The organism is Rugosimonospora africana (assembly GCF_016862975.1).
Classification (GTDB): domain Bacteria; phylum Actinomycetota; class Actinomycetes; order Mycobacteriales; family Micromonosporaceae; genus Rugosimonospora; species Rugosimonospora africana.
The window spans coordinates 208,185-232,466 of the sequence record NZ_BONZ01000030.1 but is presented as its reverse complement, the minus strand read 5'-3'; the positions used below and the strand labels follow the sequence as shown (position 1 = coordinate 232,466).

Genomic DNA, 24,282 nt, shown 5'->3' with positions numbered 1-24,282 from the left:
GGTGAGTCCGATTTTCGTTCACGGTCGGGTGCTCACCCCTTCGCGCCGGAGCCTCTAGAGCTTCGTCGTCATCGGTCCTCGGGCGCCCGCATCTCGGATGCCTTGAAAGGGACCACGACATGTCGCAATCTCACGAATCGTTCCCGTCGACCGGGGACGAAGCCCACTCCCTCACGCCCGACTCGGTGCGACGCGCACCGCACCCGCAGGTGGGTCGCAACATCGCTCTGGTTGTCGGTGCCGGTGGGGCTGCCGGAAACGCATGGGCGGTCGGTGTCGTCGCGGGTCTGGCCGAAGCCGGTCTCGATCTGACAGAGGCCGCCGATCTGGTGGTCGGCACCTCGTCCGGTGCCACCGTCGCAGCGTGGGTGCGCAGCGGCATACCGCCGGCCGAACTGTTGGCCTCGGTGCTGTCCGAGCCGAATCGACCGGTCGGACAAAACCGGGAACAGCCGCCGTCCCTGCCGATGGCCGCGGTGTTCGAGAGGATGAGGGCCATCGGCGCCGCCGCCACCTCGGCAGCCGACCTGCGACGTGCGATGGGCGCGTTCGGGTTGGAGAGCGACGCCACATTCGGACCGGCGGCGGCGGGACAGCGGCGCGCATTGGTCGCCGCCCGGTTGCCTCGCCGTGAGTGGCCGGACCGGCCGATGGTCGTGGTGGCCGTCGACGCGCGTACCGGCGAGTTGGCCGCGTTCGACCGCGATTCCGGAGTCGAGCTGGTGGACGCGGTCACCGCCGCCACCGCGCTGCCCGGTGCGGGCCCCACCCACAGCATCAACGGCACCCGCTACATCAACGGTGGCGTGCGCTCCGCCGACAACGCTGACCTTGCCTCGGGCTACGCGAACGTCGTGGTGCTGTCGCCGTTCAGCGAGCGGAAGGGGCCGCTGCCGGCAGGCCAGTTCGAGGGCCTGCGCAGATTTCCGGGCGCGGACCTGGCAGGCCAGGTCGAGGCCCTGCGCGAGCAGGGCAGCCACGTCGAGGTGATCACACCGGACACCGACTCCCGAGCCGCGATGGGCACGAACCAGATGGATCCGACGACCCGCATCCCCGCCGCCCGTGCCGGTTTCGCCCAAGGCAAGCGGGAGGCGACCCGCGTGACGCTCCTCTGACGATCGCACGCCGCCCCGCCTAGGATCGTGACGTGGACGAGACGAGCGGCACGCCGGAAGGCGGACGCACCCCGTTCGCCACCGGTCGCGGCATGGCCGACCTTCACCTGCACACCAACCTGGGCGACGGCTGGATCAGTCCGTCGCGACTGGTCGAGACAGCCACGTGCAAGCGACTGACACTGATCGCGGTCACCGATCACGACCATGTCGAGGGTGCGCGGCGGGTCGAGGAGTTGCTGGCCAAACAGGACTCCGGAGTGCGGCTGATCACCGGTGTCGAGGTCTCGACCCGTCAGGGTCACCTCCTCGGCCTGTTCGTCGGGAAGGCACCCAGGCCGATGCGGCCGGTCGAGGAGAGCATCGACGCCATCAAGGAGCAGGGCGGACTGGTGATCGTGCCGCACCCGCTCGGGCGGCTGGTGCCGAGCCTGAGCCGGCGCAGGATCGATTCGCTGCTCACCGCGGGATACGAGATCGACGCCGTCGAGGCATACAACCCCAGTCCGGCCAACGCGGCTCAACGCGCGGCTGTCCGTTCGGCGAACCAGGAGTGGGGCCTGGCCGAGATCGGTGCGAGCGACGCGCACTTCTGGCAGCACGTCGGTGCCGGGTACACGCTGTTTCCCGGTACCACACCCGATGACCTGCGCCGGGCCATCATCGACCGCACGACGCGTGCCGGCGGACAGGAGCAGCGGCCGGCTCGCCTCAACCCCGCGGCCTACGTCGCGCAGTGTGCGTGGAGCTGGTTTGTGGACCCCCCGCGCCGCATGGCCCGTCGGCGCCGGCAGTCCCGTGCGGAGCGCCGGGTTCGAGAGGGCTGATCCCGGTGTCGACCGGCCAGAACTGGCGGAACATGAACCACTGCGTCGGACACTGCCGCACCACCTCCTCCTGGCACGCGAACATGTACTGTGTCAGGCGCTGAACCTCCCGCATCCTCTGCGAGTTGTCGCTGACCGGGCGCGGGAACATCGGCGGGAACGCCCGGATGTAGTAGCGGTTGTTGGGTGCGTACCAGACATAGCCCGGCATGATCGCCGCGCCCGACTTGACGGACAGCGCCGCCGAGCCGACGGGTACGTAGGTCTTGTGGCCGAAGAACGTCACCTCCACGCCTCGTCCCCTGGTCACCGGACGGTCGATGACGATCGCGACCGCCCGACTCGCCACCAGTTCCTGCAGTGCGCCGCGGATGGCGCTGGACACCGGGATGATCTCGACGCTCTTGTCTCGCCGGTGTCCCTGCAGAAGGTGGTTCAGTCGCGGATCCTTGAACGTGTCCGCGACGGCCGACAGCGGGACGTGGCGCGCGGCGATGGCACCGGCGAGGTCCCAGCTTCCAAAGTGCCCGGTCGTGACGACCACACCCTTGCCGGGTGCCATCGCCAACCGCAGGCACTCCTGCCAGGTCATGCCCTGTGTCAGATCCTGTGTGCGTGCGTCCACATCCAACATGTCCAAATAGGGCAGGCAGATCAGTGATGCCGCGGTTCGGCCGTAGTTGCTCCACGAACCGAGGGCCGCACGCTTGACGCGCGGGTCGGAGACGGGCAGACCGAGAACCTTGGCCATGTTCTCCTGCGTCACCAGGCGTTTGGAGCGCCACCCCAGGTAGCTTGCCGAGGTGACGGTTGACGCGAGCCCGTGCCTGACGCGACGCGGCGTCCTGCCCGCGACAGCGATGCCCGAGCGCGCAAGCCAGTATACGGACGACACCTCCGGCCTCCCGAACTCCCGAGAGGTCCATCATCGAAGACGGACAGCGGAAGCGGACAGTGCGGATGTCTGAAATTTGTATGGCCCGATGGTTAAAGCAACGACACCGATCGACGCCGTACCCTCGTCACCGATGCCGCACGACCTTGCCGCCGTCGCGGACACCGGCCATGGAATGGAACGAACAGCTGTTCCGCCAGGTTCGCGGCAGTGCCGCCGACGGTCCCGTGGACCTCCCGTGGCTGGATGCCGAACGAGCCGTCTTCATCGCCGTCAACCGCGTCCCCGGGGACGACGTGGCGATCGCGCTGGACTACCGTACCGATCCCGCAGACCCCAGGATCGTCGCCAGCGACTTCTGGACCGACCCCCAACCGGTGCTCATGGCGGATGGTCACCCCGACCTTCTCGCAACTCGCGGACCGGCTCGGTCTACCGCCAGCCTGAGCGGCTGGACGGCGACCGGCGGGGGCTGGACGACCCTGTCACAGCTTTCAGAATCCGATGGCTTCGCGCAGCAGCAGAACGGTGCCGCGCCCGGGGTGGGGTTCGATGTTGAGGATGAGCAGGCGGCTGATGGCGCTGGGCGCCCCGTAGACCCGCTGGGCGCGGTCGTTCTCCAGCGGAAGGCAGTGGTCTTCGACGCGGCGCAGCGCGGTGCTCAGGTCGGGTACCACCTTCTGCGCCCCGACGATCCAGATCGCGCGCGCGGCACCGCCGGCATATCCGGGCAGTTGGCTGCCGCTACCCGAGGCGACCACCAGGGAGCCGGTCTCGGTGACCGCGGCGACGCTGCCCACCGCGACATCGGGGCTGGCGATCAGCCGCCGGATCTCGTCCCCCTGGGTGGCGCGGTCCATGGCCAGGACGCGTGGCCTGATGGCCTCGTACCGCCCGCTGGCGTTGATGTCGTCATCGATGCCCGACAGCCGGAGGGTCTCGCTGGCCCCGGTGAAGACGCTGGCACCATCGGGAATCAGGTCTTTGACGCGGGTACGCGCGGCGGCGACGTCATCGAGGATTTCGACGGCGAAATTCTTCGCCGCCAGCGCGGCGGCCGCCCGCTCCAGGCTCTCGGTGGGAGCCGGGTCGGTGAACCGTGTTGCCGAAACCGAGGTAGTCATCGTTTCCTGAGCTTCCTGTTCGCTGGATGATTATCCGTCCAGCCAGTACGACAAGACAGCCCAGCGAAATGTGAGGCGAGGCGGCGACCTCACATTCCGGTGCGCTGTCTTGTCGGAATGTGAGGACAGCCGCCACGGAGGGAGCCGACGACACCATGACCACCGAGCCCGGGCCAGGACACGGCCGGACCGATCCGACCCTGGACGTGATCATGAGCGAGCGACGCCAGCTCATCAACCTCGCCTACCGGTTGCTCGGCTCCGTCGCCGATGCCGAGGATGCCGTCCAGGAGACCTACGCCCGCTGGTACGCCATGTCGCCGCAACAGCAGCGGGCCATCGAGTCTCCCGGCGCCTGGCTGACCACCGTCGCCAGCCGCATCTGCCTCAACCTGCTCAGCTCGGCCCGGGTTCGGCGAGAGACCTACGTGGGCGAATGGATTCCCGAGCCGCTGCCCCAACCCGTCGGGCGGTTGGGCAGCGCCGTCATGGATCCGGCCGACCGGATCACCCTCGACGAGTCGGTCAACATGGCGTTTCTCGTCGTACTCGAATCGGTGACCCCGGCCGAGCGCGTCGCGTTCATCCTCCACGACGTCTTCGGCTACCCCTTCGCCGACGTGGCCGAGATCGTCGGCCGTACCCCGGCGGCCTGCCGCCAGCTGGCCTCCTCAGCCCGCCGCCGCATCCGCGCCTCGCAGTCTCCCCCGGCCCCCACGGCCCGGCAGGCCGGCATTGTCAGGGCCTTCAAGCAGGCATGGGAGGCAAAAGACATCGAGGCTCTGATCGGCCTGCTCGACCCCGGCGCCAAGGCGATCGCCGACGGTGGCGGCATGGTCAACGCCGTGCTCGAGCCGGTCGAGGGCGGCGAGCAGATCGCGCGGGCCTGTGTCCGTCTCGCCGACCGGGCGCCCGGCCTCACGCTCCTGGAGCGCATGGTCAACGGCCAGCCCGGCCTGATCAGCCAGCAGAACGGCGTCACCGTGGCGGTGCTGGCCTTCGACACCGCCGAAGGCCGGATCAAGCACATTTGGTCGGTACTCAATCCCGACAAGCTCCGCCCCTGGACGGCGGCCTGACGCGCGGTCCGGCCAGCCGTTTGACATGAAGTCGGGTTGAGGTTTTAGCCTGCGCGTGTAGATCACCTAACGATGAGGTCGCGCGTGGACATCAGCCTTGAATCCGGCGTCGGTGAACAGCTCAAGACGGCTTTTCGGCGGCATCCGGCGGGCTTGGCGGTCATCACCGCGCAGGGGCCGGACCGGCCGGTGGGGTTGACCGCGTCCAGTGTCACGTCGGTGTCGGTCACGCCTCCGGCACTGTCGTTCTCGTTGGGGGGCACGCCGACGGCCCGGGCCTTGGCGGCAGCGCCGAGTTTCGTCGTACACCTGCTCGGGCCGCGGCACACCGAGCTGGCACGGGAATTCTCCCGCGTCGGCGGCCCGCGATTCACGCCCGAGCAGGGGTGGAGCCGCTTGCCGACCGGCGAGCCGGTCCTGTCCGGCGCCGCCGCCGCACTCCGTTGCGCGCCATTGCAACTCGTCCCCGTCGGCGAGTCGACCGTCGTCGTCGCCTCCGTGTCCGAGGTGTACCTCGGCTCCGCCGGCGGGCGGCTGGTCTATCACGACAGAACGTTTGTCAGCTTGCCAGCACCCGGTCACCGTCACTGAAAGGAATCTCATGCGACTGCCCCGCCTCCTCACCCCGAGCACCGTGGTGAGGGCTCACTGCGACTTGCCCTGCGGGGTCTACGATCCGGCCCAGGCGCTGATCGAGGCCCAGTCGGTCAAAGCCATCTGCGACAAGTACCAGGCCAACCAGGACCCCGAGTTTCGCAGTCGGGCGCTGATCATCAAGGAGCAGCGGGCGGAACTGGTCAAACACCACCTGTGGGTGCTGTGGACCGACTACTTCAAGGCACCACATTTCGAGAAGTACCCCGAGCTGCACGCCCTGTTCAACGAGGCGACCAAGCTGGCCGGCGCCAGCGGCGCGAAGGGCTCCGCGGACCCCGCCGTGGCCGACCAACTGCTCACGAAGATCGACGAGATCTCGAAGATTTTCTGGGCCACCAAGCAGAACTGAGCGTGGCACTGGGTGGCGGCGGGTTCGACGAGCAGAACCCGCCGTCACAACACCTGCCCGTCACAACACCTGCCCGTCACAACACCTGCCCGTCACAACACGTGCCCGTCACAGCGCTTGGACGCCGGCGGGCAGTGCGTCGCCGAGGTGGTCCAGCAGTGTCACGCGCAGGGCCTCGGCGGCGTGTGGCAGCACCGCGCGACGGCGGTGGGCGAGCGCGAGCGTACGCCGCATGCCCGGCGGGGCGAGCGGTGTGGCGCGCAGCAGCGGCCGGTTGGCCAGCACCATGCCCGGCACGACCGCGACACCGAGCCCCGCCTCGACGAATGCGAGTACCGCATCCATCTCCCCGCCCTCCACCGCGAACCGCGGGGTGACGCCGGCCCTGCGGCACGCCTCGAGCGTGGCGTCCCGCAGGTCGTAGCCCGGCCGGAACATCACCAGCGACAGGTGCTCAAGCTCGCCGAAGGCGAGTTGGGCGTTCTCGGTGGGCGGCGGGCCGGCCGCGGCCGACGCGACCACGAGGTTTTCCCGCAGGATCGGCGCGGCCTCCAGGCCCGGGTCGACGCCACCCTCGGACGCGACGATGAGAGCCAGGTCGATGGTGTGCGCGAGCAACCCGGCGATGAGATCCGGCGAGCCGCCTTCGGTCACGTTCAGGGCGATGTCCGGATGTGCTGCCCGGAACCGTCGCAGCACCGCCGGGACCAGCGACGAGCAGAGGCTCGGGGTGGCGCCGAGGCGGACTTCGCCCCGGCGGAGCCCGACGATGTCGCGCACCTCGTCGCGGGCGACGTCCGCGTCGGCCACCATGCGCCGCGCGTAGGGCAGCAGGGCCGAGCCGGCCGTGGTGAGGGTGACCGCGCCGCGGATCCGGTCGAACAGCGGAGCGCCCAGGGCTGACTCCAGCGTGTGAATCTGCTTACTCAAGGTCGGCTGGCTGACCCCGAGGTGGCCGGCCGCCTGGGTGAAATGCCCGGTTTCCACCACTGCCAGGAAGTACCGCAACTGCTGTAGCTGCACCCTATAGCCTCCGTCTATCGAACCCTCACCCATCATGCATTAGACGAATGACCGCCCGCTCCTTACCGTCCAAGGCGTGGCGGTAGACACCCGAGTCCGACCTCAGAAGGCCCGATCGGCTGCGCGAGCGGGCAGCAGCAGCGTCGCGCTCAAGATCTTCATGGCGACCACCGGGATCCTGCTGGTCCTGTTCCTGTACGTGCACATGGCCGGGAATCTGAAGATCTTCTTCGGGGCGACCCCCTTCGACCACTACGCACACTGGCTGCGCACGATCGGCGAGCCGCTGCTGCCGCAGCAGTGGTACCTGTGGATCCAGCGGACCGTGCTGACCGTGGCGGTGATCGGGCACATCGCCGCGGCGACGATCCTCGCGCGCCGGGCACGGCGGGCACGACCGGTGCGGTACGCGCACCGCCCCAAGGTGCAGGGCAGCTACGCCGCGCGCACCATGCGCTGGGGCGGGGTGATCATCCTGCTGTTCGTCGTGTACCACATCCTCGACCTGACGACCGGGACACTGAACCCGGTCGGCAGCCCCGGGCATCCATACGCCAACGTGGTCGCCGATTTCGCGCCGCATCGCTGGTACGTGACGCTGTTCTACGCGCTCGCCGTCGTTGCCGTGGGCGCCCACCTGCGGCACGGAATCTTCAGCGCGGCCCGCACCCTCGGCCAGCGCGGCGCTCGCGGCGAGCACGTTGCCCGCGTCACGGCCCTGGTTCTGTCCATCGTCCTGGTGGCCGGCTTCCTGTCGGTGCCGTTCGCCGTCATCACGGGATTGGTGAATTGATCATGGAGCTGTACCGCGAAGGCGAGCCGATACGCGACGAGGTGGCGCCCGACGGTCCGGTCGAGACGCGCTGGGACCGCCGGAAGTTCGCCGCCAAGCTGGTCAACCCGAGCAACCGCCGCAAGCTGACGGTCATCGTGGTCGGCACCGGCCTGGCCGGCGGTTCGGCGGCGGCGACGCTGGCGGAGGCCGGCTATCACGTCCGGTCGTACTGCTACCAGGACAGCCCGCGGCGCGCCCATTCGATCGCCGCGCAGGGTGGCATCAACGCCGCGAAGAACTACCGCAACGACGGCGATTCCATCTACCGGCTGTTCTATGACACCGTCAAGGGCGGCGACTTCCGCTCCCGGGAGTCCAACGTATACCGCCTCGCGCAGGTCAGCGCGAACATCATCGACCAGTGCGTGGCGCAGGGCGTCCCGTTCGCCCGCGAGTACGGCGGCCTGCTGGACAACCGATCGTTCGGCGGCGCCCAGGTCTCGCGCACCTTCTACGCCCGGGGGCAGACCGGGCAGCAGTTGCTGCTGGGCGCCTACCAGGCGATGGAACGCCAGATCGCGGCCGGCAGGATCGAGATGAACGCCCGCCACGAGATGCTGGAGCTGATCGTGGTTGACGGCCGGGCCCGCGGCATCGTGGTCCGCGACCTGGTCACCGGGGAGGTCACCACCGACTTCGCGGACGCCGTCGTACTCGCCTCCGGCGGCTACGGCAACGTCTTCTTCCTCTCCACCAACGCCAAGGGCTGCAACGTCACCGCGACGTGGCGGGCACACCGCAAGGGCGCGCTGTTCGCCAACCCCTGCTTCACGCAGATCCACCCCACCTGCATCCCCGAGTCCGGCACCCACCAGTCGAAGCTCACGCTGATGAGCGAGTCGCTGCGCAACGACGGCCGGGTGTGGGTGCCCCAACGGGCCGGCGACACCCGGGCCCCCGGCGACATCCCAGAAGACGAACGCGACTACTACCTCGAGCGCATCTACCCCGCGTTCGGCAACCTGGTCCCCCGCGACATCGCCTCGCGAGCCGCGAAGAACGTGTGCGACGAGGGCCGCGGCGTCGGGCCCGGCGGCCTGGGCGTCTATCTGGACTTCGCCGACGCGATCGGCCGGCTCGGCCGGCACGCGATCGAAGAGAAGTACGGCAACCTCTTCGAGATGTACCAGCGCATCACCGGCGAAGACCCGTACCGGGTGCCGATGCGCATCTACCCCGCCGTCCACTACACGATGGGCGGCCTCTGGGTGGACTATGACCTGCAGTCCACAATTCCCGGCCTGTTCGTCATCGGTGAGGCGAACTTCTCCGACCACGGCGCGAACCGGCTCGGCGCGTCCGCGCTGATGCAGGGTCTGGCCGACGGCTACTTCGTGCTGCCGAACACAATCAGTGACTATCTGGCGGCCGGCCCGTTCGACAGGCTCACCGAGGACCACCCGGCCGTCGCCGAAGCCCGAGAGGCGGTCACCGACCGGTTGGCGCGGCTGCTGGCCGTCGACGGCGACCGTACCGTCGACTCGTTCCACCGCGAACTCGGCCACATCATGTGGGAGTACTGCGGGATGGAACGCACCGAAGAAGGGCTGACCAAGGCCCTGGGCCTGGTGCGCGGCCTGCGCGACGAATTCTGGACCCGGGTCAAGGTTCCGGGCACCGGCGAGGAGCTCAACCAGAACCTGGAGAAGGCCGGCCGGGTCGCCGACTTCTTCGAACTCGCCGAGCTGATGTGCGTCGACGCGCTGCACCGGCGCGAATCGTGCGGCGGGCACTTCCGAGCGGAGAGCCAGACCCCCGACGGCGAGGCGCTGCGCCACGACGACGAGTTCAGCTACGTCGCGGCGTGGGAGTACGCGGCCGAGATGCCGGTCCTGCACAAGGAACCGCTCGACTTCGAGTACGTCCACCCGAGCACCCGGAGCTACAAATGAACCTCAAGCTGCGCGTCTGGCGCCAGCACGGCCCGGATGAGTCGGGTCGCATGGTCACCTACGCCGTCGAGGGCATCTCGCCCGACGCGAGCTTCCTCGAAATGCTCGACGTCCTCAACGAGAAGCTCATCCTCGACGGCGAGGACCCGATCGCGTTCGACCACGACTGCCGCGAGGGCATCTGCGGCATGTGCGGCATGATGATCAACGGCGTCGCGCACGGCCCCGAACGCGCCACCACCACCTGCCAGCTACACATGCGCCACTTCGCCGACGGCGACACGATCGACGTCGAGCCCTGGCGGGCGGCCGCCTTCCCGGTCGTCAAGGACCTGGTGGTGGACCGGGGCGCGTTCGACCGCATCATCCAGGCTGGCGGCTATATCACCGCCCCGACCGGCGCGGCCCCCGACGCGCACGCGACGCCGGTACCCAAGCCGGACGCCGACGCGGCGTTCGAGGCGGCTACCTGCATCGGTTGCGGCGCCTGCGTCGCCGCCTGCCCGAACGGTTCGGCGATGCTGTTCACCGCGGCCAAGGTCGGCCACCTCGGCCTGCTGCCGCAGGGTCAGCCGGAACGCGGCGCCCGCGTCCTGAACATGGTCGCGGCCCAGGACGACGCGGGCTTCGGCGGCTGCACGAATGCCGGCGAGTGCACGACGGTCTGCCCGAAGGGCATCCCGCTCACCCTGATCGGCCGGCTGAACAGCGACTACCGCAAGGCGCTGCGCAAGAGCTGATCACACTGACTAAACTTGATCGCATGCCGAAACCACCGCTCCCCGAACACCTGCAGCGCCTGCTCGCCAAGCCCAACCCGGCGGTCATCTCGACGATCCGGCAAGACGGTCAGCCAGTGTCGGTGGCCACCTGGTATCTGTTCGAGGACGGCCGGATCGTGGTCAACATGGACGCCGGGCGCAAACGGCTCGACTACCTCCGCCACGATCCCCGGGTGAGCATCACGGTGCTCGACGAGGCCGGCTGGCATACCCACGTGAGCATCACCGGCACCGTCGCCGAGCTGCGCGACGATACCGATCTGGCCGACATCGACCGGATCGCCCAGCACTACATCAACCAGCCGTACCCCGACCGTGAGCGGCCGCGCACGACAGCGCTGGTGGACATCACCTCATGGCACGCGTGGGGCCCCAACGCCAGCAGCTGAGGATCGGCCGGCCGGCCGGCGGGCCGGGTGAGACGGCGGGCCCGCTCGACACGCCAGAAGCACAGTGCCGCCCAGCCGAACAGCACCCCGCCGAGGAAGAAGTACGCGTCGATCGCCGAGCCGGACAGCACCGTGTACGCGCTCGGGTTCGCGTCACCCGTGACCTGCTCGTACGACATCCCGGTCAGCCCACCCCCGGAGAGACCCGTCTCTCGCAGTGCCGTGTCGAGCAGCCCCGCCGCCCCACGCACCGCGAGCAGGACGCCGCCCGTCCAGACCGCCGTGTGCAGCATCCAGCGGGGAACCCTGCTTCCCCACCGCTGAAACAGCGCGAACGGCAGCACCGTACCGACGACGAACATCGCGATCACGATCGCTCCGAACGCCCGGGCGACGAAGGAATGCCTGTGGGGAACCGTGGTGCCGCTGTCCCCGAAGCCGAAGGTGCCGCCCAGGTACCAGTAGACGTGGAAGCCGATGAAGACGATGACCCAGGCCAACGCGGCCAGTGCGCTGGACCGCAGCGATCGGGAGAGTCGGGCGGGGGCTGCCTCGTCGTGCGTCCTTTCGGCAACCATCAGACCGCTTCCTCCAAGGGACGTCGGGCGTGGCGCGAGCAGTCGGGTGACAGCACCATCCACAACAGACTCAGCCATGGCCGCTGAGGGAAGGCTGAGGACGGCGGGAAAGACGGCAAAGTCGGGTTTCAGCCCGGGAGCGAGCGTGGCATCCCGAACCACGCGAGCACGCTCGTATCGAAGCGGGTGATGGCGGAGATTCGGTCGCCGCGCAGCGTGAGGACGACGAGGCCGATTCCGTGCCGGATGCCGGTCGGAGCGCGGAGGTAGGTGGCGAGCGCAGGCTGCCCGTTCGCACGTGTCGGTACGAACTCGTAGGTCCAGTCCCGGCGGAGGATGGTGGCGTAGAACCGGGCGACGTCGGCGCGGCCCCGGTATTCGAGGGGGATCGGCGGCATGGAGACGTAGATGTCGTCGGTCAGCAGGGCGACGAGGGCGTCGATGTCGCCGGACGCGTACGCGCGGACGAACTTCGCCACGAGCGCCTGCTCGGCGGACGAGCCGGCAGCGGGCGGCGGTTCGCGATCGCCGGTCGGCGGCAACTGGCGCTGCAGCCCGGCACGCGCCCGTTTGAGCGCGCTGGTGACCGTGTCGACGGTGGTGTCGAGCATGTCCGCGACCTCGTTGGCGTGATAGCCGAGTACGTCGCGCAGGATGAGCACGGCAAGCTGGCGGCTCGGCAGGACCTGAAGCGCGGTCACGAAGGCCAGCGAGATGGCTTCGGTCTGCTCGTACCGGGCTTCGGGGCCGAGCGGCACGCTGACCGCGCCGTCCAGGAGCGTGTCGGGGAAGGGTTCGAGCCAGACAACCTCCCCGAGCCGGCTCGGTTCGGGCGGTTCGACGTCGGGGATGTCCCATGGCACGGCCGGACGCCGGCTCGCCGAGCGGAGCGCGTCGAGGCACTGGTTGGTGGCGATCCGGTACAGCCAGGTGCGGACCGAGGCGCGCCCTTCATAGGCCGCGATGCCCCGCCACGCGGACAGGAGCGTGTCCTGGAGTGCGTCCTCCGCGTCCTGGAACGATCCGAGCATCCGGTAGCAGTGCACGTGCAGTTCGCGACGGTACGGCTCGGTCAGCGCCCGGAACGCGTCGCCGTCCCCTGCTCGGGCCCTGCTGATCAGGTCGGCGGTCGCCGTTCCCACTCTCGCGTCACCTCTCCCCCACCCGCTGTGGTGTCAGCGGTACAGACGCCGGACAGGACGCTAACTGGTCGCTTACCGCACGACCAATTTCGCGCCCCGGCGGCGTCCGCATCTCCGACGGCTCAGCCGGCCGGAGTACCGGGCCGGCCGCAACGCGAGGAGGAAACGTGTCCATCGTCGACAAGACAATCATGGTGACCGGGGCCAACCGGGGTATCGGGCAGGCGTTGGTCGAGGAGGCTCTGGGCCGGGGAGCGAAGCGGGTATACGCCGGTACGCGCCAGCCGTTGGCCCATCCGGACCGGCGGGTCATCCCGGTGACCCTCGACGTGACCAGCACGGAGCAGATCCAGGCGGCCGCCGGCCGGGTCGCGTCACTCGACATCCTCGTCAACAACGCGGGGCTGGCGGTCTACGAAGACCTCAGCGACCCGGCCGCCCTGGAACGGCAGTTGGCCGTCAATCTGTACGGAACGTACCGGCTGACCCAGTCTCTCCTGCCGTTGCTGACTCGTTCGGCGGGGGCGATCGTCAACGTTCTGTCACTGGCCGCCATCGCGCCCGTGCCGGTCATGCCGGCGTACTCGATCTCGAAGGCGGCCGCGTTCTCCCTGTCCCAGTCGCTGCGCGCGCTGCTGGCCGGGCGGGGGGTGCGGGTCCACGCCGTGCTGAGCGGGCCGGTCGACACGGACATGTCCCGCGTGCTCGACATCCCCAAGGCCGCCCCGGACGCCGTCGCGCGGGCCATCTTCGACGGGGTGGAGAAGGGCGAGGAGGACATCTTCCCGGATCCCTTTTCGGAGTCCGTCGCGGAAGGCTGGCGCGGCGGGGTAGCCAAGGCGCTCGAACGCGAGAACGCGGCACTGCTCGACGCGGAGCCTGCCGCTTCCTGAAGGCACGACCCACCACGGCGGCGTGCCCCGCCGCCGTGGTGGGTGGGCATGCTAGCCCATCGCCGCCTTGACCACCTCTTGAGTGAACGGCATCGTGCGCAGCCGCACGCCGGTGGCGTCGAAGATGGCGCTGGAGATGGCGGACGGCATCACGTTGACGGCGGGCTCGCCGACTCCGCTGGGAGCTATCTGCGGGTTGGGGACGAGGATGGTGTTGATGGTCGGCGTCTCATCCATCCGGAGCAGCGGATAGCTCACCCAGTCGACGGTGGTGACGTTGGCGGTGTCGAACTTCACTTCCTCGTGAAGGACCCTGCTGGCTGTCTGGAGGACACAGCTGGAGATCTGGTGCTCGATGGCCCGCGGGTTGATGATCTGGCCCTGGTCCTGGGCCACGGTCACCTCCGTGAGCAGGACCTTGCCCGTCGCGGGGGTCACCTCCAGCTTGACCACGGCGGCGGCGTAGGTGCCGTCGCGCAGGACGAACGAGATGCCCTGCCCGGTCACCGTGCCGTTGCTCGTGCTCGCGTCCCGCTTGGGCGAGGGCCGCGCCTCCCACTTGCCTGCCTGCGCCGCCGCTGTCAGGACGGCGATCGCCCGGGCGTCGGTGAGGTGCTGCAGGCGGAACTGGAGCGGGTCTTGCCCGGTCGCGGCCGCGATCTCGTCGGCGAATGCCTCCTGCGCGAAGGTTATCTGGTGCTGGCCGGGTGAGCGCAGGAAGGTGGTGCGGAGCCCGAACGGGTACGGCGAGGTGGCGGCGCCGAACTCCGGCATCTGGTGCGCAAGCTCCAGCAGGTTCGGGAACTGATAGAGGTCGGGGCCGGTCCAACTCCCGACCGGAGTCCGGGTGCTCGACCCCTGCACGCCGACCAGGATGGGCCCGAGCATGGTGCTGTCGTTGTTGGGTGCCATGAACGCGTCGTGCTTCCAGGCGGTGACGTTGCCGGACTCGTCGAATCCGGCTGCCATGTCGTGGAGAGTGCCCGGGCCGTGCGGCTCCCAGATGTGCTCGTCCGCCCGGCTCCACTGCACGCGCACCGGCTTGCCCAGCTCCCGGGAAAGAAACACCGCTTCTGAGGCCGCGTCGTCGTAGTTGGAGCAGAGGCGCCCGTAACTGCCCGCGCCGTCGACCCACAGCACTTCGACCTGCTCGGTGGAGACGTTCAGCATCTGCGCGATGCCGTTGCGCAGGCCCTGCGGGTACTGGGTGGCGGACCAGACGGTCACGCTGCCGTCGGGGCGTACGTCGGCGACGGCGCAGCTCGGTCCGATCATGCCGTGGTTCTCGAACGGGGTCTGGTACGTCGCCGTCAGGGTACTGGCGGCGGAGGCGAAAGCGCTGTCGAAGTCGCCCTGGCTGGCATGGGTCACGACCTTCGCCGGCGTGGCGCGCATGGCCGCCGGCCAGTCCTCGGTGCTGGGCAGGCCGTTCCAGTCAGACCAGGTGACCGGCAGGTTGGCCGCCGCCTTGACCGCGTCCCACTCCTGCTTCGCGACCACCGCGACCAGGTTGCCAAGCTGGACCACCTGCGCGTTGCTTCCGGCCGGGAGTTGGCCCACTGACACCACGGTGGAGCCGATCCCCCGGGGATGGATGACGCGGGCGTGAAGCATGTGGGGAACCGTGATGTCATGGACGAACGCGGCCTTCTGACTGACCTTGTCGACGACGTCGACGCGGGGTATTGACCGGCCGACCAGGGTGTACTCGCTGAATGGCTTGGGTGTGGCCCCGACAGTCGTACCCTGGCCGTTGATCACGATCGGTGTCACCGCGGTGAGCGCCTTGCCGTGGACGAGCTGGCCGTAGCTCACCTTCCTCCGGCCGTGGTGGACCACACCGTTCTTCACAGAGAGTTCGGTCACCGGAGCGCGCAGCCGCTTGGAGGCCATCGAGAGCAGCGTTGCCCTGGCTTCGGCGGCGATCAGGCGGGCCTGCACACCCGCCCTGGCGATCGTGCTGCTGGCGGCCGTGACCCCCTGATCCGGAGTGACGTTGGTGTTGCCCATGACCAGTGTGACCTTCTCGAACGCGACGTCGAGCTCTTCGGCCACCATCTGCGCGAGGGCGGTCCGGTTTCCCTGACCCAGCTCGACGTGCCCGGTGCGCCAGGTGACGTTGCCGCTCGTGTGCACCGTCAGCCACGTGGAGAGGTCGGTGAGGACGGGGGTGGGGAAGGGCATGCCTGTCGCCGCCGCCTCCGCGACCGAGGTCCGGAGCGCCACCGGCACCGCGGCCGACATCACGACCAGGGCACCTCCCGCCCTGAGGAGGCCGCGCCGGCTGATCGTTCCCGCTTCTTCCTGGATTGTCATCCTCGGCTCCTCAGGCCATCAGCTGGGCGGCGCGCTGTACCGCCTTGATGATCGCGTCGTAGGTTCCGCACCGGCACAGGTGGGGCGAGGGGCCCGAGGTGCTGAACGCCGTCATGATCTCGCTGACCGAGGGGTTGGGATTGCTGGCGAGCAGGTTGGCGGCCGTGATCATCATCCCGTTCTGGCAGTAGCCGCACTGCGGTACCTGCTCTTCGATCCATGCCTGCTGGATGGGGTGGAGGTCCACGTGCCGGACCTTCTTGGCCTTCGCCCAGAGCGCGGGCAGCCCCTCCACCGTCGTGATGTCCTGCCCCTCGAAATCCGAAACTGGCTTCACGCAGGAGCGCCTCGCCGAGTTGTTTGCCAGCACCGAGCAGGAACCGCACTGTTCCAGGCCGCAGCCGAATTTCGGTCCCCGCAAGCCGAGCTCTCCGCGCAGGACGTAGATCAGCGGTGTGTCGGGTGATGAAGTGATCTCCTCTTTCTTGCCATTGACGAACAGCTCGATTGCCACGAACAACCTCCGTCGGGAGCGCGATTGGTCGGCCTGCGTTCGGCGGGACCGGCGTGGTCCCACAGCGCGATCGTCAAACTCTCGTACGCCCACCCCCTCGATCGGCTGGCTCCGATGGTGGAGCACGCGCGCTCCGCCGCCCTCGTTCAATCGATGGGACCATCTTTATCAACATGTTTCAATACGTGACTTTCCGTGACGATAACCGATCGCCTATAGAAACGGCTCGGCGCATGGCCGGACCGGGCCGAGCGTGGCCTTCGCGGCCCGGTAACGGACCTCTCGCCGTCAGCGCGGAGCCAGTCCGAGCCGGATCGCGCCGTGGTTCAGCATGTAGGGCAGCGGCCGCTGTGGCGTGAGCGCGGGCCGGGACCGGAGCGTGAACCGGTGCTCGCGGCGCAGTTCGGCGAGCAGGACGCTGGTGACCAGCAGCACCAGGTTGCGGCCCGGGCAGACGCCGGGACCGCCGCTGAACGGGATCAGGGACCAGTTGTCGTCGGCCGTACCGTCGAGCCAGATCTCCGGCGCGAACCTGTGCGCGTACGGCAGAAGCTCCTCGTCGCGGTGGAGGAAGGAGCTGGGCGCGGCGAAGGCGGTACCCGCCGGCACGGTGACCGTACCCCAGCGGATCGGCTCGGTACCGTCGCGCAGCACGACCAGCGTGGTCGGCCACAGTCGCAGGCAGTCCAGCACACAGGCCCGTAGGTAGTCCAGTTGCCCGGTCCGGTCGGCGTCCGCTCGCCGCTCCTGCTCGGGGTGCGTGGCCAGCAGCGCCATGAGCCGGAATGACGCGGTGCCGGCACCGTCGAAGGCGAACAGCCACTGGGTCATCTGACCGACCGGGTCGACGTCCGGTCCCGCTGGTGTGGCGGCCACCAGCGCGGCAAGGCAGCCCGCCTGCCCCTGGCCCACGTACGTACGGATCCGCCTCATCATGGCCTCCCGCACCCGCGGCCGGGGCCGGCGCAGGTACGACCAGTTCGCGTCGGCGCGTAACCGGCTCAGCTCGCCGGTCACCTCCACGTCATCGCGGGCGGCGTCGCCGAGAACCACCCGTCGGACGGTCCTCCAGAAACTCTCGGCGAACAGTGGCCAGGTGACCACGCCGCCCGCGGCTCGCGCGTTGCCCAGCAGTACGCCGGCTTCCTCCCGGACCACTGCGCCGATCGTCTCCCCCAGTCGGTGCACCGGGTGCGCCGTGTCCAGGATCTCTTCGTTGTAGGCACGCCGCGCCTCCCGCACCGGACCGGTGGAGATCAGCACGCCGTGCGGCTCGAATTGGGACAGGCTCGCGTGCTTCTCCCGGTTGTCGAGCGTGAACGGCTGAGGGGATCCCTCCAGCACCCGGTGGACGTCGCCCGGTGACAGCAGCACCACCATCCGGCGGCCGAGCAGATTGACCAGCACCGAAGAGCCGCCGTGGCGGCGGCGCAGCCGTCGCAGTACCCGATTCCCCCAGCGGTCCACGTCCAGCCGCGCGAGCAGCGACACGGCCCACGGCCGGCGTTGGAGGACGCCCTGCATCATCAGCGGTACCAGCACGATCCCGGCGACCTTCAACGACTCCGGCAGCGACGCGCACCGGATCCGTCCCTCTCCCGCCAGCCGGTCCCCTGAGTCGTTCATCCCACGTCTTCCGCCCTGTCCCGATCTGACGCGGACGTACCCCCGATGGCGCGCCTTACCCGCACCGGAGACCAGAACTCTCCCCGGCGGTCCTTGGATCGAGGCTCACGCGACGCCGGAAACCGGGCGACGGGCAGCAGGCTGGCGGGCCGTGGGCACAGACCGGAGGCGGTCGACCGGTTGCCCCTTGAGGACCGGACGCGAGTTTCGGACAGGTTCAGCGGGGAGTGAGCCTGAGGGTAGCGGCCCGGGCGTCCGGGGCGAGCATCATGTCGACGTAGCTCGCGTCGTAGCGGCGGTACTTGCTTCGGTAGACGTCATCGATCCGCTCGTTGACCGGATCGTCATCGGGCACGTCGGTGAACGTGACGTCGCGATCGACGCCGCCGGCCTGGATGTGCCCCTCGCGCCGGGCTCGGGTGCCGCGGTACCAAACGGAGGTGGGGCCGTGGGCGGCGCGGACATAGAGGTCGTCGCCGACCGGGACGACCCAGATCGTGGTCGCCCGGCGCAGGCTGCCGTCGCCGCGGACGGCGGCGACGCGCAGTTCGTCGGCGTCGGCGATCCGGCGCAGTTCGTCAGCTGTCCAGGTAAGCATTGCGGTTTCCCCTCGTCGTGGTTCGGATCGCCGAGGCGACCGGCTCAGCCATGAGCCCGGCGGGCCGCTGTGCCGATCATACTTGGGATGATTCGGTCATACTGGCTCACTCTCTGGGACGGTACGCGAGGCGCCGTTCATTTATCGTTCATCGATGCGTATACGAATGGGACGGTCCGGCCTCGTCCTCGCCGCGGCGATCTGCGTGGTGCTGGCCGGTTCGGCGACCGCCTGGGCGGTCAGCTGGGACAACGTCAAACCCGTCGTCGACTCCGGGCAGAGCACGTCGGGGCTGCAGAAGCTGGTCTGGACCCCAACCAATCTCGCGCCGGTCGACGACGCCTTCGCCGCTGGGACGCTGTCCGCCGACGGAAGCCCCGGCCTGGCTCAGGTCTACAGCCACACCGACCAGCAGATGTACTACAAGTCGGCGACCCAGTGCTCGGCGGCGAAGCCGGCCATCTCCGCCGCCGACGCCAAGTACACCCTCGCCGCGTGGTGCTTCGGAGGCAACGACGAGACCTCCAACGCCTGGTTGCCGCAGGCGGTCACCAGTTCCCAGGACGCCGAGCAGTACAGCGGCTACTCCGCCGGTGGCGACGAGGTCGTCGGCGTGTGGCGGCAGGAGGCGAACGCGACCGACCGCGGCCGGTGCACCAGCGTGCCCGACGACCCGGACCGGTCGGTGAACCTGCGGGCCACGTTCATCCAGCGCCCCTACACCGACGGCACGCACAGCGCGTACCGGCACGTGCTGCTGGTCGCGCCGACGACCAACGGCAACGTCATCGCGCCGATCTGCGACGTGCACGGCGGCGGTGCCGTCTGGTACGGGCCGTACCTGTTCGTGTCCTGGCACGGCGCCGGGTTCAAGGTCTTCGACACGCGGCGCACCTACAAGATTCCGTACGACACCACCTGCGGAGCCGGGGGCGCGGCGCCGGGGGTCAACGACATCGGCGTGGTCGGCGGCCGGGTGTGCGCCGCCGGGAACCGGTACGTGATGGTGCAGGTGGGCCAGTTCGCCACGTCGCCGAGCGGCTGCTCGACGACGCCGACGAGCCTCAACGCCGGGCTGTGCTTCTCCGGCATCTCGCTGCAGTGGTCGGACAACTCGATCGTGTCGTCGGAGTACCGCAACACCACCGACATGACCGCGTCCGGCGTGCCGGTGCGGATCGTGAACTGGCCCACGGCCGACCTGGTCAACCGGATCACCACCGGCTCGGCCACGCCGGTCACCGCCAGCACGTTGGCCACGACCAACTTCGAGGGTGTGCAGGGCGTCATGGAGCGGCCGAACGCGACCTCGGGCCGGCCGGAGTTCTTCCTCTCCCGGACGGTGCCGGGCAATGACAGCAGCCAGCTGTGGTACGAGCACGACGGCGACGGGGTCTGCCCGGCTCCGGGCGTCTTCGTCGACAACGCCGAGCAGATGAGCTACTGGGTCGACTCCGACGGCAACGGTCACCTGTGGACGTTCACCGAGTACGCCAACCGACGCATGCTCGTGCGCGTCTACACCAACGAGTACAACAACCCGCCGAGCGGCTGCCCGACCCAGTAGCCGAGCCGCACCGACGCCGGCTGCCTGCATGGCAAGGCCGATGGCAGGCTGGTGGCAATGGCGACGTGACACGGTGGACGAATTGAACACCGTCGTTACCCCGCGTTACCCGTCGGGTTCGACGGCCACCGAGGAAGGAGCCGCGCATGCGCGCAGCACAACGCCAGCAGGGTCTCCGGCGCCGCAGGTCAGCCACGTTGACAGGGCTGGCCGCGGTGACGGTCGGGGTAGCGGGGCTGGTCGGTTCACAGGCCGGCATCGGGCTGGCGGCAGCGAGCCCCGGCGTCCCGGCGTCTTCGGTGGGTCCGGCGTGCGCCGCGAGCCAGCTCGTCCTGAGCGGGCTCACGTCCGACGTCGCCGACGGAGTCGTCAGCGTCCAAACCGTCGTGTCCAACAGCTCGGCCACCGCCTGCTGGGTGGCTGGCTTTCCCAAGCTGGTCTACCAGGGCATCGACGGAGTACAGGCGACGCTGCCGACTCACCAGACGGGCGGCATCCCGGTGCGGCCGGTGGTCATGGCGACCGGCCAGACGGCCAGCTTCCAACTGCAGTACGTCAACGGATACGACGGGCACGACCCGTCCGACCCGGCCTGTGCGAACCCGGGGACGTACCAGAACATCTCCCTCTCGGCCGGCGGCGGCGGTCAACTTCCGCTGACCGGATTGAGCATCGACAAGAAGTGTGGGGACATCAGTATCTACAGTTGGCGGGGATGACCTCTCCGATCGTCGAGACACCGGGGCCCGGGCAGTTCGATGCCCGGGCCCCGGCGCAGGAGGCGTACCTGCCGCCCACCGTCGCCTATCTGCGCGCTCTGCTGGAGACAGGCACCGGCTCCTAGTCGTTTCTTGTCTCGGAGTTCAGGTCGGCCGGGCCGCCGGTGATCCCGCCCTCCAGCGGAGCGTCCGTCGCCTCCGCCGACTCCCGCTGGGCGCGGACCTCGGCCAGTCGGGTGGTCAGTGCGCCTTCGATGGCCTGGTAGGCGTCGCTGCCGAGGACCAGGCGGCGGGGCGCCGGGTCTCGGTCGACGCTTGCGATCATCGCGATGGCCATGCGGGCCGGGTCGCCGATGCCGTGCGTCGTGCGTTCGGTGAGGATCCGGCGGATTCCCGCGGCGGGCGTGCCGTCGTATGCGTCGATCGGGTCGGCCAGCACCGAACTGCCGTAACGGAAATTGGTGCGGGCGCCGCCCGGTTCGACGATGGTCACGCCGATGCCGAACGGAGCTACCTCGCTCGCCAGTGCGTCCGCGAAACCTTCGACGCCCCACTTGGTGGCGTGATAGAGGGATCCGCCCGGCCACGCCACCTGGCCGCCCACCGAGGAGAGTTGGAGGATCCGGCCGCCGCCCTGCCGGCGCAGGTGTGGCAGCGCGGCCCGGATCAGCCGGATCGAGCCGGTCAGGTTGGTCGCGATCTGGTGCGCGACCTGTTCGTCGGTCAGCTCCTCGGCGGCGCCCATCAGGCCGTACCCGGCGTTGCTGACCACGACGTCGATTCGGCCCAGGGCGGCCCAGGCGTCGTCGACCACGGCGGTGATCCCGGCCGGGTCGGTGACGTCGAGATGGGCCGGGCGGAAGGTGCCCGGCCAACGGGCCGACAGATCCTCGACGCTGCCGAGCGCGCGGAAGGTGCCGACGACGCGGTCGCCGCGGGACAGGAGTCGCTCACTGAGGTGCCGGCCGAACCCGCTGTTGGCGCCGCTGATGAGCCAGGTCTTGGTAGTCATGCCGGTACCTTGCTCCAACCCCGGTGGCTCAACCATTCCCTTGCTGAGAGGGGTGCCGGCAGGGCTACCCAGAGCCGGTCCGGACCGACCTATCGTTGGCAGCGTGAACCTGATCGGCGAATACCTGCGGGCTCGGCGCGAGCTGATCCGCCCCGAGGATGTCGGGCTGCGCGACAACGGACACCGGCGCGTACCGGGGCTGCGACGGGACGAACTGGCCATGCTGGCCGGAATCAGCACCGAGTACTACACGCGACTCGAACAGGGCCGCGACCGGCGCCCCTCACCCCAGGTACTCGACGCCATCGCCCGTACGCTCGGCCTCGACGAGGACGCCACCGCGCACCTGCACGCGCTCGGCACCCCGCAGGCGCCTCGGCGGCGGCGCCCCGATCGGGTCCGACCGGGACTGCAATCGCTGCTCGATGCCTGGCACCACACGCCCGCGTACGTCCAAGGTCCGATCCAGGATGTCCTGGCCGCCAACCGCCTGGCGATGGCGTTGTCGCCGATCTTCACTCCGGGCGGCAACATCCTTCGCTCGGTGCTGCTCGACCCCGCCGCGCAGGAGTTCCTGCCCGGCTGGGAGGACCGGGTCCGCAGCCTGGTCGCCGCCCTGCGGGTCATGGTCGGACCGGACGTCGACGATCCGCGCCTGACCGAGCTGGTCGGCGAGCTGTCGGTGAAGAGCGACCTGTTCCGCCGGCTCTGGTCCCGCCACGATGCCAAGCCGCACCCGGGTGGCGGCGTACACCGCCTGCGTCACCCGGTCGTCGGCGACCTCGAACTGCGCTACGAGAAGTTCGCCGTCACCGGCGCCGACGGGCAACTGCTCGTCGTCTACCACGCCGCACCGGGCTCACCGAGCGCCGACGCGCTCACCCTGCTGGGCACGCTGCTGTCGGACGGATCCGCTCCCCGCGCTGTCCGCACGGCGACTCCCGCCGCGCCGTAAACCTGAGGCGTAGACGGACTACCACGGTGGATTGATTACCGCCGGCACGGCAGCGTTGTCCTTCAACGAATCCCGCAAGGATCGTAGGGTGTGGCGCTAACCGATCCCCCAGAAAGGAATCAGCCGTGTCAGTGAAGAGAAAAGTCTTCGCGGTCGTGGCCGGCGCGGTCGCGCTGACCACGACCACCGTGATCGCCACGACGACCGCATCGGCCGCCAGCGCGCCCACCTCGTTGCCGGCCAACCAGTTCACGCTGACCGCCGACTATCACCGGTACGACGCGCTGAACGCCACGCTCACCTCCACCCTGGGCACCGCCGACATCGACACCGTGATGACCAACGCCGAGCACACTCGCACGGCCATCAGCTCCCCCGGCGTTGCCGGTTACAGCACCGGGTTCGGATTCGACTCGCCCGACAACAACGACTGCAAGAACTACCCGCAGGGCATCACCAGCAGTCGCGACGCCGTGGGCGCCGGCTCCGACAACCTCGGCCGCTACGGCGGGCACCAACTCATCCTGGTCAGCTGGTACACCATGGACGCGTGCGATGGCGACCAGAGCCGCAGCCGGATCACCCTCGTCGACTGGGACTCCAGCTACCCCAACACCTACCGCAAAATCCTGCTGGTCGAACCCACCGGCACCGCCAGCGCACCCAGCTTCACCGACATCCCCATCCACGCCGGCGGTGTCTCCTGGTACGGCGACTACCTCTACGTCGCCGACACCGGCAACGGCATGCGGGTGTTCAACATGAAGGACATCCTGAAGACCAACACCGGTGGCACCTCCGACCAGATCGGCCGGCAGTCGAGCGGCGTCTACTACGCCCACAACTACGGCTTCGTGCTGCCCCAGATCGGCACCATCAGCGCTCACACCACCGCGTCGAATCCGCTTGTCTGGTCGAGCATTTCGCTCGACCGGGTCAGCGGCTCGATCGTGATGGTCGAGTACACCTGCAAGTCCGGCTGCACGTCCTACCCGAACCGTGCGCCCCGCGCGGTGCGGTTCCCCTTCAGCTCCGGCGCCACCACGTTCGCCGCGACCACCACCGCCACGGAAGCACTCCAGCTGCCCTGGTACCAGCTCAACGGTGTCGCGTCCCACAACAGCCGCTGGTGGTTCGACTCCTCCGGAGCCAAACAGCTCTACTACTGGACCCCCGCCACCGGCAGCCACACCTACGCCTGGGTCGGCGGCGGCGAGAGCATCAGCTACTGGGAAGACAACACCAGCGCCGACCTGCTCTGGAGCCTGCAAGAGACACGCGGGCACCGTGACGTGTTCGCCGTCACGCAGGCCACCTACGGACCCTGAGCAGTTCCGCGGTACGACGAACGGGAAGGCCGGGTGCCCATTGGGCACCCGGCCTTTCCGCTTG

Annotated in this window: 25 protein-coding genes; 15 read left to right on the top strand and 10 right to left on the bottom strand. The window is 69.1% G+C overall.

The genetic code is table 11. The annotated features are described in order from the left end of the window. The first annotated feature begins 119 nt into the window (after positions 1-119). Both Raf01_RS16130 and Raf01_RS16125 read left to right on the top strand, forming a co-directional pair. The gene (locus Raf01_RS16130) at positions 120-1,118 is read left to right on the top strand and encodes a patatin-like phospholipase family protein (RefSeq protein WP_239133649.1); all 999 of its coding nucleotides are present in this window, start codon (positions 120-122) and stop codon (positions 1,116-1,118) included. A gap of 32 nt (positions 1,119-1,150) precedes the next feature. Next, the gene (locus Raf01_RS16125; protein ID WP_203918690.1) at positions 1,151-1,945 is read left to right on the top strand and encodes a PHP-associated domain-containing protein; all 795 of its coding nucleotides are present in this window, start codon (positions 1,151-1,153) and stop codon (positions 1,943-1,945) included. On the opposite strand, the gene Raf01_RS16120 is transcribed toward Raf01_RS16125, so the two are convergent. Together Raf01_RS16120 and Raf01_RS16115 are read right to left on the bottom strand one after the other, a co-directional pair. Next, positions 1,830-2,840 carry a lysophospholipid acyltransferase family protein gene (locus Raf01_RS16120; protein WP_203918689.1) on the bottom strand — a complete coding sequence of 337 codons (1,011 nt, stop codon included), beginning with the start codon at positions 2,838-2,840 and terminating at the stop codon, positions 1,830-1,832. The two genes, Raf01_RS16125 and Raf01_RS16120, sit on opposite strands and share 116 nt — an antisense overlap. 494 nt (positions 2,841-3,334) lie before the next feature. After that, entirely contained in the window at positions 3,335-3,964 is a 630-nt protein-coding gene (locus Raf01_RS16115) for an LUD domain-containing protein (protein WP_203918688.1), read from the bottom strand. A 155-nt stretch (positions 3,965-4,119) separates the two neighbouring features. Between Raf01_RS16115 and sigJ the strand changes: the two genes are divergently transcribed. From sigJ to sodN, 3 genes are all read left to right on the top strand, one after another. After that, positions 4,120-5,043: an RNA polymerase sigma factor SigJ gene (gene sigJ, locus Raf01_RS16110; RefSeq protein ID WP_239133648.1), complete on the top strand. Its 924-nt coding sequence runs from the start codon at positions 4,120-4,122 to the stop codon at positions 5,041-5,043. Between the two features lie 84 nt (positions 5,044-5,127). Next, on the top strand, positions 5,128-5,634 hold the full coding sequence (locus tag Raf01_RS16105) for a flavin reductase family protein (protein WP_239133647.1): 507 nt from the start codon (positions 5,128-5,130) through the stop codon (positions 5,632-5,634). 10 nt (positions 5,635-5,644) lie between these two features. Continuing rightward, positions 5,645-6,049 (top strand): superoxide dismutase, Ni, encoded by a 405-nt coding sequence (gene sodN / locus Raf01_RS16100; RefSeq protein WP_203918686.1) that lies wholly within the window; start codon positions 5,645-5,647, stop codon positions 6,047-6,049. Between the two features lie 108 nt (positions 6,050-6,157). Here sodN and Raf01_RS16095 read toward each other — a convergent pair whose 3' ends face one another. Continuing rightward, the gene (locus Raf01_RS16095; RefSeq protein WP_203918761.1) at positions 6,158-7,105 is read right to left on the bottom strand and encodes a LysR family transcriptional regulator; all 948 of its coding nucleotides are present in this window, start codon (positions 7,103-7,105) and stop codon (positions 6,158-6,160) included. 43 nt (positions 7,106-7,148) lie between these two features. Here Raf01_RS16095 and Raf01_RS16090 point away from each other — a divergent pair, with 43 nt between their 5' ends. From Raf01_RS16090 to Raf01_RS16075, 4 genes are read left to right on the top strand one after another with little or no spacing between them, the layout of a single operon-like run. Continuing rightward, on the top strand, positions 7,149-7,865 hold the full coding sequence (locus Raf01_RS16090; protein WP_275412991.1) for a succinate dehydrogenase cytochrome b subunit: 717 nt from the start codon (positions 7,149-7,151) through the stop codon (positions 7,863-7,865). A 2-nt stretch (positions 7,866-7,867) separates the two neighbouring features. Continuing rightward, positions 7,868-9,799, top strand: a complete 1,932-nt coding sequence (locus Raf01_RS16085; RefSeq protein ID WP_203918685.1) for a fumarate reductase/succinate dehydrogenase flavoprotein subunit — start codon at positions 7,868-7,870, stop codon at positions 9,797-9,799. Further along, positions 9,796-10,539 carry a succinate dehydrogenase/fumarate reductase iron-sulfur subunit gene (locus Raf01_RS16080; RefSeq protein ID WP_203918684.1) on the top strand — a complete coding sequence of 248 codons (744 nt, stop codon included), beginning with the start codon at positions 9,796-9,798 and terminating at the stop codon, positions 10,537-10,539. Before Raf01_RS16085 ends, Raf01_RS16080 begins: the two co-directional genes overlap by 4 nt. A 23-nt stretch (positions 10,540-10,562) precedes the next feature. Next, positions 10,563-10,970: a PPOX class F420-dependent oxidoreductase gene (locus Raf01_RS16075; RefSeq protein WP_203918683.1), complete on the top strand. Its 408-nt coding sequence runs from the start codon at positions 10,563-10,565 to the stop codon at positions 10,968-10,970. Here Raf01_RS16075 and Raf01_RS16070 read toward each other — a convergent pair. Both Raf01_RS16070 and Raf01_RS16065 read right to left on the bottom strand, forming a co-directional pair. Continuing rightward, positions 10,871-11,548 (bottom strand): DUF3995 domain-containing protein, encoded by a 678-nt coding sequence (locus tag Raf01_RS16070; RefSeq protein ID WP_203918682.1) that lies wholly within the window; start codon positions 11,546-11,548, stop codon positions 10,871-10,873. The two genes, Raf01_RS16075 and Raf01_RS16070, sit on opposite strands and share 100 nt — an antisense overlap. A gap of 128 nt (positions 11,549-11,676) precedes the next feature. After that, positions 11,677-12,690, bottom strand: coding sequence for a sigma-70 family RNA polymerase sigma factor (locus tag Raf01_RS16065; RefSeq protein ID WP_203918681.1), 1,014 nt, complete (start codon positions 12,688-12,690; stop codon positions 11,677-11,679). Positions 12,691-12,857: 167 nt separating this feature from the next. Between Raf01_RS16065 and Raf01_RS16060 the strand changes: the two genes are divergently transcribed. After that, positions 12,858-13,583 carry an SDR family NAD(P)-dependent oxidoreductase gene (locus Raf01_RS16060; RefSeq protein WP_203918680.1) on the top strand — a complete coding sequence of 242 codons (726 nt, stop codon included), beginning with the start codon at positions 12,858-12,860 and terminating at the stop codon, positions 13,581-13,583. A 51-nt stretch (positions 13,584-13,634) separates the two neighbouring features. Here the strand turns inward: Raf01_RS16060 and Raf01_RS16055 are convergent, their stop codons facing one another. The 4 genes from Raf01_RS16055 to Raf01_RS16040 form a co-directional block, all read right to left on the bottom strand. Further along, positions 13,635-15,899, bottom strand: coding sequence for a xanthine dehydrogenase family protein molybdopterin-binding subunit (locus tag Raf01_RS16055; RefSeq protein WP_203918679.1), 2,265 nt, complete (start codon positions 15,897-15,899; stop codon positions 13,635-13,637). Positions 15,900-15,909: 10 nt separating this feature from the next. Then, the gene (locus Raf01_RS16050) at positions 15,910-16,413 is read right to left on the bottom strand and encodes a (2Fe-2S)-binding protein (RefSeq protein ID WP_203918678.1); all 504 of its coding nucleotides are present in this window, start codon (positions 16,411-16,413) and stop codon (positions 15,910-15,912) included. A gap of 288 nt (positions 16,414-16,701) precedes the next feature. Continuing rightward, a complete protein-coding gene (locus Raf01_RS16045) occupies positions 16,702-18,039 on the bottom strand; it encodes a cytochrome P450 (RefSeq protein ID WP_203918677.1) in 1,338 nt (445 codons plus the stop codon). Positions 18,040-18,256: 217 nt separating this feature from the next. Then, positions 18,257-18,637: a DUF2255 family protein gene (locus tag Raf01_RS16040; RefSeq protein WP_203918676.1), complete on the bottom strand. Its 381-nt coding sequence runs from the start codon at positions 18,635-18,637 to the stop codon at positions 18,257-18,259. A gap of 154 nt (positions 18,638-18,791) precedes the next feature. Between Raf01_RS16040 and Raf01_RS16035 the strand changes: the two genes are divergently transcribed. The 3 genes from Raf01_RS16035 (at position 18,792) to Raf01_RS50545 (ending at position 21,048) form a co-directional block, all read left to right on the top strand. After that, complete coding sequence (locus Raf01_RS16035; protein ID WP_203918675.1) at positions 18,792-20,204, top strand: hypothetical protein; 1,413 nt, start codon at positions 18,792-18,794, stop codon at positions 20,202-20,204. A 146-nt stretch (positions 20,205-20,350) separates the two neighbouring features. Further along, positions 20,351-20,923: a DUF4232 domain-containing protein gene (locus tag Raf01_RS16030; protein ID WP_203918674.1), complete on the top strand. Its 573-nt coding sequence runs from the start codon at positions 20,351-20,353 to the stop codon at positions 20,921-20,923. Continuing rightward, the gene (locus Raf01_RS50545; protein WP_275412990.1) at positions 20,920-21,048 is read left to right on the top strand and encodes a hypothetical protein; all 129 of its coding nucleotides are present in this window, start codon (positions 20,920-20,922) and stop codon (positions 21,046-21,048) included. Before Raf01_RS16030 ends, Raf01_RS50545 begins: the two co-directional genes overlap by 4 nt. Here Raf01_RS50545 and Raf01_RS16025 read toward each other — a convergent pair. Continuing rightward, positions 21,045-21,935, bottom strand: a complete 891-nt coding sequence (locus Raf01_RS16025) for an SDR family oxidoreductase (protein ID WP_203918673.1) — start codon at positions 21,933-21,935, stop codon at positions 21,045-21,047. The two genes, Raf01_RS50545 and Raf01_RS16025, sit on opposite strands and share 4 nt — an antisense overlap. Before the next feature lie 103 nt (positions 21,936-22,038). Between Raf01_RS16025 and Raf01_RS16020 the strand changes: the two genes are divergently transcribed. Both Raf01_RS16020 and Raf01_RS16015 read left to right on the top strand, forming a co-directional pair. Beyond that, positions 22,039-22,890, top strand: a complete 852-nt coding sequence (locus tag Raf01_RS16020; RefSeq protein ID WP_203918672.1) for a helix-turn-helix domain-containing protein — start codon at positions 22,039-22,041, stop codon at positions 22,888-22,890. A 125-nt stretch (positions 22,891-23,015) separates the two neighbouring features. Next, complete coding sequence (locus Raf01_RS16015; RefSeq protein WP_203918671.1) at positions 23,016-24,218, top strand: hypothetical protein; 1,203 nt, start codon at positions 23,016-23,018, stop codon at positions 24,216-24,218. Positions 24,219-24,282 lie beyond the last annotated feature (64 nt).